The organism is Nereida sp., assembly GCF_965655635.1.
Classification (GTDB): domain Bacteria; phylum Pseudomonadota; class Alphaproteobacteria; order Rhodobacterales; family Rhodobacteraceae; genus Nereida.
Genome location: NZ_CBFHHE010000015.1, coordinates 1 through 16,920, shown reverse-complemented (window position 1 = coordinate 16,920; position 16,920 = coordinate 1). Strand labels below are relative to the sequence as shown.

Sequence of the window (16,920 nt, the reverse complement as noted above, 5' to 3'; positions counted from 1 at the left end):
TAGCCCCTCATTCACCCCTTCCTCCCCCCTGATTTAAGGATCTGAAAATGAACCAGGAACTCACAAATAACCCGTTTAACCCACTAACACCCACAAAGGTGTTCGACGAAATCAAAGTATCTTTGGCATCGCCAGAGCGCATTTTGTCTTGGTCATTCGGTGAAATCAAAAAGCCAGAAACCATCAACTACCGCACGTTCAAGCCTGAGCGTGACGGTCTGTTCTGCGCGCGTATCTTTGGCCCGATCAAAGACTACGAATGTCTGTGCGGCAAATATAAGCGCATGAAGTATCGTGGCGTTGTCTGCGAGAAATGTGGTGTTGAAGTTACGCTTCAAAAAGTCCGCCGTGAGCGTATGGGCCACATCGAGTTGGCGTCACCAGTTGCACACATCTGGTTCCTCAAGTCACTTCCATCCCGGATTGGCTTGATGCTGGACATGACACTGCGTGATCTTGAGCGCATTTTGTACTTTGAAAACTATGTCGTCATCGAGCCTGGCTTGACTGACCTCACTTACGGTCAGCTGATGACCGAAGAAGAGTACATGGACGCACAAGATAACTTCGGTATGGACGCGTTTACTGCAAACATCGGTGCGGAAGCGATCCGCGAGATGTTGCAAGCCATCGATCTTGAAGCAGAAGCCGAGCAGCTGCGTGCTGATCTTGCTGAAGCAACCGGTGAGTTGAAGCCGAAGAAAATCATCAAGCGCCTCAAAATCGTTGAAAGCTTCATCGAGTCCGGTAACCGTCCTGAGTGGATGATCCTGACTGTTGTGCCTGTGATCCCGCCAGAGCTGCGCCCACTCGTGCCGCTTGATGGTGGTCGTTTTGCGACGTCTGATTTGAATGACCTTTATCGTCGCGTAATCAACCGTAACAACCGTCTGAAGCGCCTTATTGAGCTTCGCGCGCCTGACATCATCGTACGTAACGAAAAGCGTATGTTGCAGGAATCTGTTGATGCGCTCTTTGATAACGGTCGCCGCGGTCGTGTGATTACCGGTGCAAACAAGCGCCCGCTCAAGTCACTTTCTGACATGCTTAAAGGTAAGCAAGGTCGCTTCCGCCAAAACCTTTTGGGTAAGCGCGTCGACTTCTCTGGCCGCTCCGTCATCGTGACAGGCCCTGAGTTGAAGTTGCATCAGTGTGGCTTGCCTAAGAAAATGGCACTCGAGCTGTTTAAGCCGTTCATCTACTCTCGCCTTGAAGCCAAGGGTCTGTCCTCGACAGTCAAGCAGGCTAAAAAGCTGGTGGAAAAAGAGCGTCCAGAAGTTTGGGATATCCTCGACGAAGTGATCCGCGAGCATCCCGTCATGTTGAACCGTGCGCCTACGCTTCACCGTTTGGGCATTCAGGCGTTTGAGCCGGTTCTCATCGAAGGTAAAGCAATTCAGCTGCATCCGCTGGTGTGTTCTGCGTTCAACGCTGACTTTGACGGTGACCAGATGGCGGTTCACGTTCCGCTGTCACTTGAAGCACAGCTTGAAGCACGTGTGCTCATGATGTCGACCAATAACGTTCTGTCGCCCTCGAACGGCGCGCCGATCATTGTTCCGTCACAGGATATGATCTTGGGCCTTTACTACACGTCGCTACAGCGTGCGGGTATGAAGGGCGAAGGTATGGTCTTTGGATCAATCGACGAGGTGCAGCACGCGCTTGATACGGGTGAAGTCCATCTTCACGCCAAGATCCAATCGCGCGTTCCTCAGATTGATGAAGAGGGTAATACTGTCATCCAACGCTTTGAGACAACACCAGGCCGTGTGCGTCTTGGTGCATTGCTGCCGATGAACAACAAAGCGCCGTTTGAATTGGTGAACCGTCTTTTGAAAAAAGGCGAAGTTCAGCAGGTCATCGACACTGTTTACCGTTACTGTGGCCAAAAAGAGTCTGTTATCTTTTGTGACCAGATCATGACCATGGGCTTCCGCGAAGCGTTCCGCGCCGGTATTTCGTTCGGTAAGGACGACATGGTTATCCCAGACAATAAATGGGAAATCGTTGATGGCGTTCGTGAGCAAGTGGCGGAATTCGAACAACAGTACATGGACGGCCTGATCACTCAGGGTGAAAAGTACAACAAAGTTGTCGATGCTTGGTCAAAGTGTAACGACAAAGTTACTGACGCCATGATGGGCACGATTGCTTCGATCAAAACCGATGAAAGCGGCGCAGAGATGGAGCCAAACAGCGTCTTCATGATGGCTGACTCCAAGGCGCGTGGCTCGGTCACTCAGATGAAACAGCTCGGCGGTATGCGCGGCCTGATGAACAAACCAAACGGTGAGATCATCGAGACGCCAATTATCTCGAACTTTAAAGAAGGTCTGACTGTTCTTGAGTACTTCAACTCTACCCACGGTGCTCGTAAGGGTCTGTCGGATACGGCGTTGAAAACTGCGAACTCAGGTTACCTGACGCGTCGTCTTGTGGACGTGGCTCAGGACTGCATCGTGCGCGAGCATGACTGTGGTACTGAAGTGGCGATCACGGCTGAAGCAGCGGTTAACGATGGTGAGGTTGTTGCAACCTTGGCAGAGCGTGTGCTGGGTCGTGTGTGTGCGGAAGATGTTCTGCACCCCGTGACTGGCGATGTTTTGGCAACCAAAGGTGAGTTGCTCGACGAGCGCGCATCTGACCGTCTTGAGGAAGCTGGCGTAGCGTCTATGCGCATCCGCAGCCCGCTCACTTGTGAAAGTGAAGAAGGCGTTTGTGCGGCATGTTACGGCCGTGACCTCGCACGCGGGACAATTGTGAACCAAGGTGAGGCCGTCGGCATCATCGCGGCGCAGTCTATTGGTGAGCCAGGTACACAGCTGACCATGCGCACATTCCACATTGGTGGTGTTGCGCAGGGCGGTGGCCAACAATCGTTCCAAGAAGCTAGCCAAGAGGGTAAAGTTGTCTTTGCAGATGGCCAGTTGATCGAGAACGCCGCAGGCGAGCAGATCGTTATGGGCCGCAACATGAAGCTTTCCATCACCGGTCCAGACGGCAAAGAGCGTGCGTCACACAAAGTGTCCTACGGTTCGAAGCTTTTGGTCAAAGAAGGTGCTGATGTTGCACGAGGCGATAAGTTGTTTGAATGGGACCCATTCACACTTCCAATGATTGCCGAAAAAGGCGGCGTTATTAAGTTCGTTGATCTGACTGCAGGTATCGCAGTTCGTGAAGACACAGATGACGCAACCGGCATGACACAGCGTATCGTTACTGATTGGCGTTCGGCGCCAAAAGGCAACGAGCTGGCACCAAAAATCTTGGTGGCAGATGCAAATGGCGAGCCTGTTCTGAAGGACGATGGCAACCCTGTTGCATACCCGATGTCAGTAGACGCGATTTTGTCTGTTGAAGATGGTGACACGGTAAACCCAGGTGATGTTGTTGCGCGTATTCCTCGTGAAGGCGCGAAAACCAAAGACATTACTGGTGGTCTGCCACGCGTTGCGGAACTCTTTGAAGCACGTCGTCCTAAAGACCACGCGATCATTGCTGAAATCGATGGCTACGTGCGCTTCGGTAAAGACTACAAAAACAAGCGCCGCATCGCGATTGTTCCTGCTGCCGACACGCCCGAAGCCGCTGATGAGGCGAAAGTCGAATACATGGTGCCTAAAGGTAAGCACATTCCTGTTCAGGAAGGTGATTACGTCCAGAAGGGTGATTACATCATGGATGGCAACCCTGCGCCGCACGATATTCTTGCGGTCATGGGCGTCGAAGCGCTTGCTGACTACATGATCAACCAAGTGCAGGAAGTTTACCGACTACAGGGCGTTAAGATCAACGACAAGCACATCGAAGTTATCGTGCGTCAGATGCTCCAGAAGTGGGAAATCCTCGATAGCGGTGAAACAACGCTGCTCAAGGGCGAACACGTGGACAAGCAAGAGTTTGACCTTGCGAACGAGAAAGCCGCTGCGCGCGGCGGTCGTTTGGCGAAGGGCGAGCCTATCTTGCTCGGCATCACGAAAGCATCGCTGCAAACACGCAGCTTTATCTCAGCCGCATCGTTCCAAGAAACGACACGCGTGCTGACTGAAGCTTCGGTTCAAGGTAAGCGCGATAAGCTGATCGGTCTGAAAGAGAACGTCATCGTGGGTCGTCTGATCCCAGCTGGTACTGGTGGCGCAACTCAGCAGATGCAGCGTGTTGCTCAGGATCGTGACAACGTTGTTTTGGAAGCACGTCGTGAAGAAGCCGAAGCGGCTGCTGCATTGGCTGCGCCGACAGCCGAAGACGTTGTGGGTGGTGATGATTTTGACACCATCATGACTGGTGACGCCGACAGCCGCGACTAAAGCGACCGTCATTAATTTTTGAGATAGGCCTCCGCAGTGCGGGGGCCTTTTTCGTTTGAGCTGTACAACAATGCTTCCCTTTTCTTGAGCGCCGTGTATTCGATTTGCCATGGCAACTTTGCAAGAAAACACGCGCGGCGCCGCGCTCATGATGTGCTCTATGGCGGCATTCACGCTAAATGATGCTTGCTTGAAAGCGATCTCAACTGAATGGCCTTTGTTTCAGACATTGACTGTCCGCGGGTTTGTCACAGTCATACTAATTGGGATCATGGCTGCTGTTATGGGCGCTTTCCGGAAAGGCATCGCTAAAGGCGATTGGCCATTGGTTGCAGCACGTGTTGGTGCTGAAATTGGTGCCGCGTACTTCTTTCTTACGGCCTTGATCAATCTACCGCTCGCCAACGCGACGGCCATTTTGCAAACCCTTCCCCTCACGGTCAGCCTAGCAGGCGCGCTGTTTCTGGGTGAGATGCTGGGCTGGCGGCGCATGTTTGCCATTGTTGTGGGGTTTGTTGGTGTGCTGCTTATCGTGCGGCCCGGTGCGGATGGGTTCAATGTATTTTCGATTTACGCGCTGATTGCGGTTGGTTTCGTGACGGTCCGTGATCTGGTGACGCGGCGCCTGTCGTCTGGCACGCACACAATAGCGGTGACGTTGTTATCAGCTATCGGCGTATTTTTATGGGCTGCCGCGTTTAGCACCACAACCGAGTGGGCGCCGTTCACATCGCGGTCAATTTGGTTGGTGTTGGGTGCATCGCTGTTTATCATCGGCGGCTATGTCTTTAGCGTGATGGTCATGCGGGTTGGGGACATCTCGTTTGTGGCACCGTTCCGATACACGGCTTTGGTTTGGGCGCTGGTTTTGGGCTTTGTCCTTTTCGGTGAATGGCCGAGTATTCTGACCATTTTGGGGGCGCTCATCATTACTGGATCGGGCCTATTTACCTTCTACCGCGAGCGGCAGATCGCCGAGCGCGAGATGGTTGCCACGGCTTAGGATGTCTCGCTGATCCGATGCGTTCGTGAGGTGCTGTTGACAGGGGGGGCGACTCTCAGTATAGCGCGGACATCTCAAGAGGGGGTACGCCCCTTTTGTCAAAGAAATTAGTGGCCACGATCCGAACTACTGCTGTTCCGATCCTCTGAAAATCCACCGCTCGGATCCCAGGTAGGGTTACCCGATGCGGGATTTTGTGTTTGCGGACGCGCTTGCACGACACGAATGAAACGGGGACCTAGGCCCCCAAAACGAAGAAGTTGCAACAAAGGGGAAAGTCCTCAATGCCGACTATCCAACAGCTGATCCGCAAACCGCGTCAGCCTAAACGTAAATACTCCAAGTCTCAGCACTTGGAGCAATGCCCCCAGAAACGTGGCGTATGCACACGCGTTTACACAACCACGCCTAAGAAGCCGAACTCGGCGATGCGTAAGGTTGCTAAAGTGCGTTTGACCAACGGTTTTGAGGTTATTTCCTATATCCCGGGTGAGAGCCACAACCTTCAGGAGCACTCTGTGGTTCTGATCCGTGGCGGTCGTGTGAAAGACCTTCCCGGTGTGCGTTACCACATCCTGCGCGGCGTTCTTGATACCCAAGGCGTCAAAGACCGTAAACAACGTCGTTCGAAATACGGCGCCAAGCGCCCTAAATAAGGAGAGCCGCAGATGTCACGTCGTCACGCCGCTGTTAAACGCGAAGTTCTGCCGGACGCCAAATATGGCGATAAGGTTCTGACAAAATTCATGAACAACATGATGCTCGATGGTAAGAAATCCACCGCTGAGCGCATCGTCTACAACGCACTCGACCGCGTTGAAGGCAAGATCAAACGCGCCCCCGTTGAAGTGTTCCACGAGGCACTCGACAACATCAAACCCGCCGTTGAGGTTCGCTCACGTCGTGTTGGTGGTGCTACATACCAAGTGCCAGTTGAAGTGCGCCCTGAGCGTCGCGAAGCATTGGCTATCCGTTGGTTGATCAACGCATCCCGTTCGCGCAACGAGAACACAATGGAAGAGCGCCTTGCTGGTGAACTTCTGGACGCTGTTCAGTCACGCGGCTCAGCTGTTAAGAAGCGCGAAGACACGCACAAGATGGCAGATGCCAACAAAGCGTTCTCGCACTACCGCTGGTAATTTTCACTTTTCGTCCAAGGACCCATTCCAATGGCACGCGAATATCCCCTAGAGTTGTACCGTAACTTCGGTATCATGGCGCACATCGATGCAGGTAAAACTACCTGCTCCGAGCGTATTCTCTTCTACACAGGCAAGTCCCACAACATCGGCGAAGTCCACGACGGCGCAGCAACGATGGACTGGATGGAGCAGGAGCAAGAGCGTGGTATCACCATCACGTCCGCTGCGACTACAACATTCTGGGAACGCACCGAAGACGGCTCAACACCAGACTCGCCTAAGCACCGTATGAACATCATCGACACACCAGGCCACGTTGACTTCACGATTGAAGTTGAGCGTTCGCTCGCGGTTCTCGATGGTGCTGTTTGTGTTCTTGACGCCAACGCCGGCGTTGAGCCACAAACTGAAACTGTTTGGCGTCAGGCTGACCGTTATAAAGTCCCACGCATTGTTTTTGTTAACAAAATGGACAAAATCGGCGCGGACTTCTTTAACTGCGTAAACATGATTGAAGACCGTACTGGTGCACGCGCTGTGCCAGTTGGTATTCCGATTGGTGCCGAGACTGAGCTGGAAGGCTTGATCGACCTCGTGACCATGGAAGAGTGGTTGTGGCAGGGTGAAGACCTTGGCGCTTCTTGGATCAAAGTACCAGTTCGCGACAGCCTGAAAGACATGGCTGACGAATGGCGCGGCAAAATGATCGAAGCTGCTGTCGAAATGGACGACGAAGCGATGATGGAATACCTGGAAGGCAATGAGCCTGACGTTCCAACACTGCGTGCGTTGATCCGCAAGGGCACATTGGCTTTGGCATTTGTTCCCGTTCTTGGTGGCTCTGCGTTCAAAAACAAAGGCGTTCAGCCTCTGTTGAATGCTGTTGTTGACTATCTTCCTTCGCCACTCGACGTTGTCGATTACATGGGCTTTAAGCCAGGCGACGAAGAAGAAGTTCGTGACATCCCACGTCGTGCCGATGACAGCATGGCCTTCTCTGGCCTGGCGTTCAAAATCATGAACGACCCGTTTGTTGGCTCCCTGACATTCGTTCGTATCTACTCAGGTACGCTCGGTAAGGGCGATTCAATGCTGAACTCAACTAAAGGTAACACCGAGCGTGTTGGCCGGATGATGATGATGCACTCCAACGAGCGTGACGAAATCACAGAAGCATTTGCTGGTGACATCATCGCGCTCGGTGGTCTGAAAAACACGACAACTGGTGACACACTTTGTGACAAGAACGACGCTGTCGTTCTCGAAACAATGACATTCCCAGATCCAGTTATCGAGATCGCGGTTGAGCCTAAGACCAAAGGCGACCAAGAGAAAATGTCGACAGGCCTCGCACGTCTTGCAGCGGAAGATCCATCTTTCCGCGTAGAGACTGACATGGAGTCAGGTCAGACAATCATGAAGGGTATGGGCGAGCTTCACCTCGACATTCTCGTTGATCGTCTGAAGCGTGAGTTCAAAGTTGAAGCGAACATTGGTGCGCCGCAAGTGGCCTACCGTGAGACTATCGACCGCGAAGTTGAGCATTCTTATACTCACAAAAAGCAATCTGGTGGTTCAGGTCAGTTTGGTGAGGTTAAACTCATCATTACACCGACAGAGCCAGGCGAAGGCTATTCCTTCGAGAGCCGCATCGTTGGTGGCTCGGTTCCAAAGGAATACATCCCAGGTGTTGAAAAAGGCATCAAATCGGTAATGGACAGCGGCCCGTTGGCTGGCTTCCCCGTCATCGACTTTAAAGTTGCTTTGATCGACGGTAAATTCCACGACGTTGACTCCTCAGTCCTCGCGTTTGAGATCGCTGCACGTATGTGTATGCGTGAAGGCATGAAAATGGCGGGCGCGAAACTGCTCGAGCCAATCATGAAAGTGGAAGTCATCACTCCTGAAGAATACACCGGTGGCATCATCGGCGACCTGACATCACGTCGTGGTCAAGTTCAGGGTCAAGATACTCGCGGTAATGCGATTGCCATCGATGCGATGGTGCCGCTAGCGAACATGTTCGGCTACATCAACACATTGCGCTCTATGTCTTCGGGCCGCGCGCAGTTCTCGATGCAGTTCGATCACTATGAAGCTGTACCAAGCAACATCTCTGAAGAAATCCAAGCTAAATACGCTTGATCTGACACCTTTTACGGTGGCCCATGAGGGCCACCGTCTTACTGGAAAATGAAGGAGGCCTCTCATGGCTAAGGAAAAGTTTGAACGCTCTAAACCGCACGTAAACATCGGCACGATTGGTCACGTTGACCACGGTAAGACGACGTTGACTGCGGCGATCACCAAGCAATTTGGTGACTTCAAAGCATACGACGAGATTGACGGCGCGCCGGAAGAAAAAGCACGTGGTATCACGATCTCTACTGCTCACGTTGAGTATGAAACAGAGACACGCCACTACGCACACGTGGACTGCCCAGGCCACGCTGACTATGTGAAAAACATGATCACTGGCGCTGCTCAGATGGACGGCGCGATCTTGGTTGTGAACGCAGCCGATGGTCCTATGCCACAAACACGTGAGCACATCCTTTTGGGTCGCCAAGTTGGTATCCCTTACATGGTTGTTTACATGAACAAAGTTGACCAAGTTGACGACGAAGAGTTGCTCGAGTTGGTTGAAATGGAAATCCGTGAGCTTCTGTCATCTTACGAGTACCCAGGCGACGACATCCCAGTTGTAGCCGGTTCTGCTCTGGCAGCTCTGGAAGACCGCGATGATAACATCGGTAAAGAGTCTATCAACAAGCTGATGGAAGCTGTTGACAGCTACATCCCGACACCAGCACGCGCTGTTGACCAGCCGTTCCTGATGCCGATCGAAGACGTGTTCTCAATCTCTGGCCGTGGTACAGTTGTAACCGGCCGTGTTGAGCGTGGCGTTATCAACGTTGGTGAAGAGATCGAGATCGTTGGTATCCGTGATACCACGAAGACAACCTGCACAGGTGTTGAAATGTTCCGCAAGCTGCTTGATCGCGGTGAAGCAGGCGACAACATCGGCGCGCTCCTTCGCGGTGTTGACCGTGAAGGTGTTGAGCGTGGCCAGGTTCTTTGTAAGCCAGGTTCCGTATCTCCTCACACGAAGTTCGAGGCAGAAGCTTATATTCTGACCAAAGAAGAAGGTGGCCGTCACACGCCATTCTTTGCGAACTACCGTCCACAGTTCTACTTCCGTACAACTGACGTGACAGGCACAGTTGAGCTTCCAGCGGGTACCGAGATGGTTATGCCGGGCGACAACTTGAAGTTCGAAGTTGAGCTGATCGCACCGATCGCGATGGAAGACGGTCTTCGCTTTGCGATCCGCGAAGGCGGCCGCACAGTAGGTGCTGGCGTCGTAGCTAAAATCATCGCGTAAGCTTGGTGATTATACGCAATGACGCTTGCGTCACTGCGTGACAAGATTTAAGGCGGGCCCTCTAGGCCCGTCTACGGGTTTGATGTGGGTACTGGACGAGCCAGCCATCCACCTCTCAACGCCTCACGCCAATTAAAGGCAATGAAAATGCAAAGCCAAAATATTCGCATTCGGCTGAAAGCGTTTGACTACCGTGTACTGGACGCCAGCACACAGGAAATCGTCAACACAGCCAAGCGTACTGGTGCCAACGTTCGTGGCCCCATTCCGCTTCCAAACAAAATTGAGAAGTTCACTGTTCTGCGTGGCCCACACGTAGATAAGAAGTCTCGCGACCAATTTGAAATCCGCACGCACAAGCGTTTGCTGGATATCGTTGATCCGACTCCCCAAACTGTTGACGCGCTTATGAAGCTCGATCTAGCAGCTGGTGTGGACGTCGAGATCAAACTGCAATCTTAATCGGAGGATTTGAAACAATGATCCGTTCCGGAGTTATTGCAAAGAAAATGGGCATGACCCGTTTGTTCATGGAAGATGGTAAGCAGATTCCTGTCACTGTTCTTCAGCTAGACAACCTTCAGGTTGTTGCTCAGCGTACCGAAGAAAAAGACGGCTATACTGCCGTTCAGCTTGGTGCCGGTTCTGCGAAAGCAAAGCGTACATCTGCAGCGATGCGTGGCCACTTTGCTGCGGCAAAAGTTGAGCCAAAGCGCAAAGTTGCTGAGTTCCGCGTTAACGCTGACGCGTTGATCGAAGTAGGCGCAGAAATTTCTGCTGATCACTACCTCGAAGGTCAGTATGTTGACGTTGCTGGAACATCGATCGGTAAAGGTTTCCAAGGTGCGATGAAGCGCTGGAACTTTGGCGGTCTTCGCGCGACACACGGTGTGTCTATCTCACACCGTTCACACGGCTCTACAGGCCAGTGTCAGGATCCTGGCCGCGTTTTCAAAGGTAAGAAAATGGCGGGTCACATGGGTGCTGCTCGTGTTACTACGCAAAACCTGCAGGTTGTTAAGACCGACGCCGCCCGTGGCTTGATCATGGTGAAAGGTGCCGTTCCCGGCTCCAAAGGTGGTTGGGTGACTGTTAAGGATGCGGTTAAGAAGCCATTCCCAGACAACGCACCGATGCCAGCAGGCCTGAAATCCGACGCAGCTGCAGCTGAAGCTCCGGCCGAAGCACCTGCGACTGGAGGTGAAGAATGAAACTTGATGTGATTAAACTTGACGGCAAGACTGCTGGCTCTGTTGAGCTTTCAGACGAGCTGTTCGCACTTGAGCCTCGCGCAGACATTCTGCACCGTGTGGTTCGTTGGCAGCGTAACAATGCGCAGGCCGGCACTCACAAGGTGAAGACACGGTCTGAAACCAGCTACTCAACAAAGAAGATCTATCGCCAAAAAGGCACTGGTGGCGCACGTCACGGTGACCGTAACGCGCCGATCTTCCGTAAGGGTGGTATCTACAAAGGCCCAACACCACGTTCACACGGTCATGAGCTGCCGAAGAAATTCCGCAAGCTTGGCCTTAAGCATGCGCTGTCTGCAAAAGCAGCAGCGGGTGAGTTGGTTGTGATCGAGAACGCTGAAGCAGAAGGCAAGACTGCAGCGTTGGCTAAGCAAGTAAAAAACCTCGGCTGGAAGCGTGCTTTGGTCATCGACGGTGCTTCTGTGAACGAAGGGTTTTTGAAAGCCGCGCGCAACATCGAAGGTTTGGATATCCTGCCGACAATGGGCGCAAACGTGTATGACATCCTCAAGCGTGACACTCTTGTGATCACCAAAGCAGGTGTCGAAGCTCTGGAGGCTCGTTTGAAATGAGTGCGAAAGCTGAACACTACGATGTGATCCGCAAGCCGATCATCACTGAGAAAGCAACTATGGCGTCTGAAAATGGCGCGGTGGTTTTCGAAGTAGCGATCGACGCAAACAAACCACAGATCAAAGAGGCAGTTGAGACGCTCTTTGGTGTGAAGGTTAAAGCGGTTAACACAACGATCACCAAAGGTAAGGCTAAGCGTTTCCGCGGCCAGCTTGGTAAACGTAAAGACGTCAAGAAGGCATATGTCATGCTCGAAGACGGCAACACGATCGACGTGAACACAGGTCTGTAATTGGACCAACATTATTGGAAAAGCCCCGGCGTCATTTGGCGAGCGGGGCTTTTTGTTAGTTTGCTTGTAGCGCTGATCGATTTGCGGCAATGTTTCGGGTATGAAACATGTATCCAAACAAACCACCGACGACGCGCTTATTCAGGAATTCCTCAACAAGGGTGGTACTGTCACCAAGGGCAAAACGAAGCCAGCACCCGCTGAATTGGGCCTGAGTAACAATCAGTGGAACAATAAGCTGACCAAAGAAGAAAAAGCTGCACGCGATAAGAAGTAGCTTCTGTGGTCTCGCTCGGTAGCGGCTGGCTTATTATACTTAGGTAAAATGTGCTTGACCCTTGACCCGAATGGGTCAGCCCCCTAGTAAGCACCATCGGCTCAGCCCCAGATTCGTCTGGGGCTTTGTTGTTGTTTTGTGCAGCTTGCTGCGCAACGCATTCTACGGGCACCTTCGGGGGCCTATAACTTCCGGTTCTGATGGCGAAAGCCGAATGAGCCGCAAAGCAAATGGAAGACAGAAAGCATGGCACTTAAGTCGTACAAACCGACGACGCCTGGCCAACGTGGGTTGGTTCTGATTGACCGTTCGGAGCTTTGGAAAGGACGCCCAGTTAAGGCACTCGTTGAGGGTCTGACAAAGAAGGGCGGCCGGAACAATACCGGACGAATCACAATGCGTCGTAAAGGTGGTGGTGCAAAACGCCTCTACCGTATCGTTGATTTCAAACGTAACAAACTGGACATCGCTGCCACCGTTGAGCGGATCGAATATGACCCCAACCGGACAGCGTTCATCGCACTCATCAAATATGATGATGGCGAGCAAGCATATGTACTTGCACCACAGCGTTTGGCCATCGGTGACAAAATCATCGCGTCCGCTAAAGCAGACATCAAGCCAGGCAACGCGATGCCGTTCTCTGGTATGCCAATCGGTACAATCATTCACAACATCGAGTTGAAGCCAGGCAAGGGCGGTCAAATCGCACGTGCTGCCGGTACGTATGCTCAATTCGTTGGTCGTGATGGTGGTTACGCACAAATCCGCCTCAGCTCTGGTGAACTTCGTTTGGTTCGTCAGGAGTGCATGGCGACTGTTGGTGCTGTGTCTAACCCAGACAACTCTAACCAAAACTTCGGTAAAGCGGGTCGCAACCGTCACAAGGGCATCCGCCCATCTGTGCGTGGTGTTGTTATGAACCCAGTCGATCACCCTCACGGTGGTGGTGAAGGCCGGACTTCTGGTGGTCGTCACCCAGTGACGCCATGGGGTAAGCCAACAAAAGGTGCCCGCACCCGGAACAAGAACAAAGCGTCCAGCAAGCTGATCATCCGCTCGCGGCACGCCAAGAAGAAAGGGCGTTAATCTATGACTCGCTCTGTTTGGAAAGGTCCTTTTGTCGACTCGTACGTCCTCAAAAAGGCAGAAGCATCCCGTGAAAGCGGTCGCAATGAAGTCATCAAAATTTGGTCGCGTCGTTCTACGATTCTTCCACAGTTTGTTGGCCTGACGTTCGGCGTCTACAACGGCAAAAAGCACATTCCAGTGAATGTGTCTGAAGAAATGATTGGCCAGAAGTTTGGTGAGTTCTCACCAACCCGTACATACTACGGACACGCGGCTGACAAAAAAGCGAAGCGGAAGTAAGTCATGGGCAAGGATAAAAACCCCCGCCGCGTGGCCGAAAACGAAGCAATGGCGAAATTGCGCATGCTTCGTACAAGCCCGCAGAAACTAAACCTGGTTGCGACAATGATCCGCGGCAAGAAAGTTGACAAAGCGTTGACCGACCTGTCGTTCTCAAAGCGCCGCATTGCTGAAGACGTGAAGAAATGCCTTCAGTCTGCGATTGCTAACGCAGAAAATAACCACAACCTCGATGTCGACGAGCTGGTAGTTGCAGAGGCTTACGTTGGTAAGAACCTGACACTCAAGCGCGGTCGTCCTCGTGCACGTGGCCGTTTCGGTAAGATCGTAAAGCCGTTCTCGGAACTGACCATCAAGGTTCGCCAAGTTGAGGAGCAATCGTAATGGGTAATAAAGTCAATCCAATCGGTATGCGCCTTCAGGTAAACCGCACATGGGACAGCCGCTGGTATGCAGACACCAAAGACTACGGTGACTTGCTGCTTGAGGATCTGAAACTGCGCGCATTTATCAAAGAAGAGTGCAAGCAAGCTGGCGTTAGCCGCGTGATCATTGAGCGTCCGCACAAAAAGTGCCGCGTTACGATCCACACAGCGCGCCCTGGTGTTATCATCGGTAAAAAGGGTGCCGACATTGAGACACTTCGTAAGAAGCTGGCTTCAATGACTGCGTCTGAGCTTCACCTGAATGTCGTTGAAGTGCGCAAGCCTGAGTTGGACGCAGCCCTTGTTGCTGAATCCATCGCTCAGCAACTTGAGCGTCGTGTTTCTTTCCGTCGTGCTATGAAGCGCTCGGTACAGAACGCAATGCGCATGGGCGCGTTGGGCATTCGTGTAAACGTTGCTGGTCGTTTGGGCGGCGCAGAGATTGCGCGTACTGAATGGTACCGTGAAGGCCGTGTGCCGCTGCACACACTTCGCGCTGACATCGATTACGCACACGCAGAGGGCATGACTGCCTATGGGATCATTGGCGTTAAAGTCTGGATCTTTAAAGGCGAGATCATGGAACATGATCCAGCTGCGCGTGACCGTAAAGCACAAGAACTCCAAGACGGCCCAGCACCTCGCGGTGCAGGCGGTCGTCGCTAAGGGGGAGATTGAAAGATGCTTCAACCAAAACGCACTAAGTTCCGTAAAATGCACAAAGGCCGGATCCGCGGCGACGCCAAAGGCGGTTCGGATCTTAACTTTGGTACATACGGCCTGAAAGCACTGCAGCCCGAGCGTATCACTGCACGTCAAATCGAAGCGGCTCGCCGTGCGATGACGCGTCAGATGAAACGTCAGGGTCGCGTATGGATCCGTATTTTCCCGGATCTGCCTGTTACCTCTAAGCCTGTCGAAGTTCGGATGGGTAAAGGTAAAGGTTCCGTAGATTTCTGGGCAGCTAAGGTAAAACCTGGCCGCATCATGTTTGAAATTGACGGCGTACCCGAGCCAATTGCCCGTGAGGCGCTTCGTCTCGCAGCGATGAAACTGCCGATCAAAACACGCGTAGTGGTCCGTGAGGACTGGTAAGCAGCGTGTTTACTTAGAATAGAAAAGCCCCCGCATGGAAACGTGCGGGGGCTTTTTCATTTTGAGGCGCTGAGCGTGACGTAATTAGTTTGTGGCGGTGACGCCGGTAGTGATTAGGCTGGGCGTGATCTGTTGGATAACGCGATGCCACTTTGTAATGGGTTGTTCAGCCGCAAAGATAACGTCGTTTGGGCGTAACTGAAATTCGGTCGCTAGCACCAGATTTGCGGCATTCGAAAAATCAAACTTGTATGCTGCAATTGCGCTACCGGTACTGTGTTTCCGTAGGATGTAGATCTGGCTAACGTTTGCCGTGGTTGTTGGAAGGCCGCCGCTATCAAAAAGGGCATCAGCAAGACTTGCATGGTGCTCAAACGGTAGTGGGAACCGAGTTTGCTTATTCGCTTCGCCAGTGAAGTAAACGTAGTCACGCTGCAAACTATCCGTTGCTATGCGAATTTGAATAGCAGTTTGTTCAGTGCGTTGTTGTAGATCAAGGACGCTTAGCTGCGCTGTGATTTGGTCGGCCCGTTGACTTTCTAGGGCTATGGATAACTCTGTTCGCGCAATCTGTTCCGAAAAATAGGCCTGCGCAGCAGCTAAATCATAACCAACGTGTACATAGACGGAGTCACCAGACATTAAGGGTAGGCGCTGCAAGTCGGACGTTTGTAAATAATCTGTAAGCGGTAGCTGATAGAGCTCCCCCAATCTGTATATCTTAATTGAAGTGGACCGCTCGTCTTCGGTAACAATCCCTCCTGCCGCAGCCATCGCATCGCTCAATGTGTTTGGTGCAAAAGTGACGGGGAGCCGAGTCGGTGTTTTGACCGCACAGCCGATGATAATCTGTTGTGAATTGAATTCACTTATATCAAGGGCAAAGGCATCTGTGATTTGGTTCGCGGCCATTATTTGGAATACCGCTGAATGGGCATCTTGAATTGTGAGGCCGGCTACCTTGATGGTTCCAACGTCAGGAAGCGCGATGGCGCCGTCGTCTTGGACTGTGTAGCTGTTTGATCGCCGCTGATCTTCCGCTCCCGAGATCGCTATGGGTTTGCTCCGCCCTGTAAGGGAGACAACATCACCTACTCCAATTCGGTACCGCTTTGTTTTGGTCTGTGGAGGTAGTCGCATTACTGGCGAGGCGCTGATGGTTTGTTGTCGCGAGGCAACGCTTGGCACTACTGGCTGAGTGGACTGCAGATCTATTACGGTTATATCTGCAGAGCTCGGCTTTGGTAGCGAGCGCGGTGAGTAGGCAGAGCCGTTCGCAACTTTTACAGCGGCCTGTGTCACTTCGATGATCTGTACGTTTGGATCGTTCAATGGGACAGTTGGGCTGATGTAGAGGGCGACACAGTTGTTAAGAATCGCGAGCGACGTAATTAACGCGATCCTGTGCGCTATGCGGTGAAACAAGTTTCTGGAGCGGCGATTCCCCTCAATTTGGGAAAAATTCGGATTAATTTCGACTCGTGCATGGTGCATTCGGGGGCGGTTCACTCTGATTCACTCGGTATTCAGCTCAGTGTTGGCTTAGATTCTGCACTTTTCATGAACAGCTGATCCTTTAGTTCGGTTTCAACTGCTGCTGGTACCTGCTCCAAAGGTGGAAAAAGTGCGTTTTATTGAGGTAATTACGTTTGTTGCAAAAATTTCACATGAAATTCAAAAAGGGGGTTGCGTGTTTTGTTTGTTAGACCTAAACCCCACTTCACCGGCGGCGCAGAGATGCAGCGCGGGTCGCCAGAGGGGCTAGGGAAACGCTGCGAAGCTGACTTAGTTCTG

17 protein-coding genes are annotated in these 16,920 nt (G+C 52.3%); 16 read left to right on the top strand and 1 reads right to left on the bottom strand.

Annotation, left to right across the window (positions count from 1 at the left end):
* Nucleotides 1-47 precede the first annotated feature (47 nt).
* From rpoC to rplP, 16 genes are all read left to right on the top strand, one after another.
* A complete protein-coding gene (gene rpoC / locus ACTF5M_RS06615) occupies nucleotides 48-4,310 on the top strand; it encodes a DNA-directed RNA polymerase subunit beta' (protein WP_438960256.1) in 4,263 nt (1,420 codons plus the stop codon).
* Between the two features lie 109 nt (nucleotides 4,311-4,419).
* Nucleotides 4,420-5,313 (top strand): DMT family transporter, encoded by an 894-nt coding sequence (locus tag ACTF5M_RS06610; RefSeq protein ID WP_438960255.1) that lies wholly within the window; start codon nucleotides 4,420-4,422, stop codon nucleotides 5,311-5,313.
* 284 nt (nucleotides 5,314-5,597) lie between these two features.
* Complete coding sequence (gene rpsL / locus ACTF5M_RS06605; protein ID WP_048599881.1) at nucleotides 5,598-5,969, top strand: 30S ribosomal protein S12; 372 nt, start codon at nucleotides 5,598-5,600, stop codon at nucleotides 5,967-5,969.
* 12 nt (nucleotides 5,970-5,981) lie between these two features.
* Nucleotides 5,982-6,452, top strand: a complete 471-nt coding sequence (rpsG, locus tag ACTF5M_RS06600; protein WP_048599882.1) for a 30S ribosomal protein S7 — start codon at nucleotides 5,982-5,984, stop codon at nucleotides 6,450-6,452.
* 30 nt (nucleotides 6,453-6,482) lie between these two features.
* On the top strand, nucleotides 6,483-8,600 hold the full coding sequence (fusA, locus tag ACTF5M_RS06595) for an elongation factor G (protein ID WP_438960254.1): 2,118 nt from the start codon (nucleotides 6,483-6,485) through the stop codon (nucleotides 8,598-8,600).
* A gap of 64 nt (nucleotides 8,601-8,664) precedes the next feature.
* Nucleotides 8,665-9,840: an elongation factor Tu gene (gene tuf, locus ACTF5M_RS06590; protein WP_438960253.1), complete on the top strand. Its 1,176-nt coding sequence runs from the start codon at nucleotides 8,665-8,667 to the stop codon at nucleotides 9,838-9,840.
* 147 nt (nucleotides 9,841-9,987) lie between these two features.
* On the top strand, nucleotides 9,988-10,302 hold the full coding sequence (rpsJ, locus tag ACTF5M_RS06585) for a 30S ribosomal protein S10 (protein ID WP_008756422.1): 315 nt from the start codon (nucleotides 9,988-9,990) through the stop codon (nucleotides 10,300-10,302).
* A 17-nt stretch (nucleotides 10,303-10,319) separates the two neighbouring features.
* Entirely contained in the window at nucleotides 10,320-11,051 is a 732-nt protein-coding gene (rplC, locus tag ACTF5M_RS06580) for a 50S ribosomal protein L3 (protein WP_341247540.1), read from the top strand.
* Nucleotides 11,048-11,665 (top strand): 50S ribosomal protein L4, encoded by a 618-nt coding sequence (rplD, locus tag ACTF5M_RS06575; protein ID WP_048599687.1) that lies wholly within the window; start codon nucleotides 11,048-11,050, stop codon nucleotides 11,663-11,665. Before rplC ends, rplD begins: the two co-directional genes overlap by 4 nt.
* Entirely contained in the window at nucleotides 11,662-11,958 is a 297-nt protein-coding gene (locus ACTF5M_RS06570; RefSeq protein WP_048599686.1) for a 50S ribosomal protein L23, read from the top strand. The genes rplD and ACTF5M_RS06570 overlap by 4 nt, the downstream gene beginning before the upstream one ends.
* A gap of 100 nt (nucleotides 11,959-12,058) precedes the next feature.
* The gene (locus ACTF5M_RS06565) at nucleotides 12,059-12,235 is read left to right on the top strand and encodes a hypothetical protein (protein WP_438960252.1); all 177 of its coding nucleotides are present in this window, start codon (nucleotides 12,059-12,061) and stop codon (nucleotides 12,233-12,235) included.
* A 246-nt stretch (nucleotides 12,236-12,481) separates the two neighbouring features.
* On the top strand, nucleotides 12,482-13,324 hold the full coding sequence (gene rplB, locus ACTF5M_RS06560) for a 50S ribosomal protein L2 (protein WP_438960251.1): 843 nt from the start codon (nucleotides 12,482-12,484) through the stop codon (nucleotides 13,322-13,324).
* A 3-nt stretch (nucleotides 13,325-13,327) separates the two neighbouring features.
* The gene (rpsS, locus tag ACTF5M_RS06555; RefSeq protein ID WP_048599683.1) at nucleotides 13,328-13,606 is read left to right on the top strand and encodes a 30S ribosomal protein S19; all 279 of its coding nucleotides are present in this window, start codon (nucleotides 13,328-13,330) and stop codon (nucleotides 13,604-13,606) included.
* A 3-nt stretch (nucleotides 13,607-13,609) separates the two neighbouring features.
* Complete coding sequence (gene rplV / locus ACTF5M_RS06550) at nucleotides 13,610-13,990, top strand: 50S ribosomal protein L22 (protein WP_048599682.1); 381 nt, start codon at nucleotides 13,610-13,612, stop codon at nucleotides 13,988-13,990.
* Nucleotides 13,990-14,697 (top strand): 30S ribosomal protein S3, encoded by a 708-nt coding sequence (rpsC, locus tag ACTF5M_RS06545; protein WP_341247541.1) that lies wholly within the window; start codon nucleotides 13,990-13,992, stop codon nucleotides 14,695-14,697. Before rplV ends, rpsC begins: the two co-directional genes overlap by 1 nt.
* Before the next feature lie 15 nt (nucleotides 14,698-14,712).
* Nucleotides 14,713-15,126 carry a 50S ribosomal protein L16 gene (gene rplP, locus ACTF5M_RS06540; protein ID WP_048599680.1) on the top strand — a complete coding sequence of 138 codons (414 nt, stop codon included), beginning with the start codon at nucleotides 14,713-14,715 and terminating at the stop codon, nucleotides 15,124-15,126.
* Nucleotides 15,127-15,210: 84 nt separating this feature from the next.
* Here the strand turns inward: rplP and ACTF5M_RS06535 are convergent, their stop codons facing one another.
* Nucleotides 15,211-16,458, bottom strand: a complete 1,248-nt coding sequence (locus ACTF5M_RS06535; RefSeq protein WP_438960250.1) for a polysaccharide biosynthesis/export family protein — start codon at nucleotides 16,456-16,458, stop codon at nucleotides 15,211-15,213.
* Between the last annotated feature and the right edge of the window lie 462 nt (nucleotides 16,459-16,920).

Excerpts from the sequence above, each read along its gene's own strand:
- fusA (WP_438960254.1), top strand. The coding sequence starts at position 6,483 with ATGGCACGCGAATATCCCCTAGAGTTGTACCGTAACTTCGGTATCATG.
- rplC (WP_341247540.1), top strand. The coding sequence starts at position 10,320 with ATGATCCGTTCCGGAGTTATTGCAAAGAAAATGGGCATGACCCGTTTG.
- rplV (WP_048599682.1), top strand. The coding sequence starts at position 13,610 with ATGGGCAAGGATAAAAACCCCCGCCGCGTGGCCGAAAACGAAGCAATG.
- ACTF5M_RS06610 (WP_438960255.1), top strand. The coding sequence starts at position 4,420 with ATGGCAACTTTGCAAGAAAACACGCGCGGCGCCGCGCTCATGATGTGC.
- rpsL (WP_048599881.1), top strand. The coding sequence starts at position 5,598 with ATGCCGACTATCCAACAGCTGATCCGCAAACCGCGTCAGCCTAAACGT.
- tuf (WP_438960253.1), top strand. The coding sequence starts at position 8,665 with ATGGCTAAGGAAAAGTTTGAACGCTCTAAACCGCACGTAAACATCGGC.
- rpsG (WP_048599882.1), top strand. The coding sequence starts at position 5,982 with ATGTCACGTCGTCACGCCGCTGTTAAACGCGAAGTTCTGCCGGACGCC.
- rpsS (WP_048599683.1), top strand. The coding sequence starts at position 13,328 with ATGACTCGCTCTGTTTGGAAAGGTCCTTTTGTCGACTCGTACGTCCTC.
- rplB (WP_438960251.1), top strand. The coding sequence starts at position 12,482 with ATGGCACTTAAGTCGTACAAACCGACGACGCCTGGCCAACGTGGGTTG.
- rpsJ (WP_008756422.1), top strand. The coding sequence starts at position 9,988 with ATGCAAAGCCAAAATATTCGCATTCGGCTGAAAGCGTTTGACTACCGT.
- ACTF5M_RS06565 (WP_438960252.1), top strand. The coding sequence starts at position 12,059 with ATGAAACATGTATCCAAACAAACCACCGACGACGCGCTTATTCAGGAA.
- rpoC (WP_438960256.1), top strand. The coding sequence starts at position 48 with ATGAACCAGGAACTCACAAATAACCCGTTTAACCCACTAACACCCACA.
- rpsC (WP_341247541.1), top strand. The coding sequence starts at position 13,990 with ATGGGTAATAAAGTCAATCCAATCGGTATGCGCCTTCAGGTAAACCGC.
- ACTF5M_RS06570 (WP_048599686.1), top strand. The coding sequence starts at position 11,662 with ATGAGTGCGAAAGCTGAACACTACGATGTGATCCGCAAGCCGATCATC.
- rplD (WP_048599687.1), top strand. The coding sequence starts at position 11,048 with ATGAAACTTGATGTGATTAAACTTGACGGCAAGACTGCTGGCTCTGTT.
- rplP (WP_048599680.1), top strand. The coding sequence starts at position 14,713 with ATGCTTCAACCAAAACGCACTAAGTTCCGTAAAATGCACAAAGGCCGG.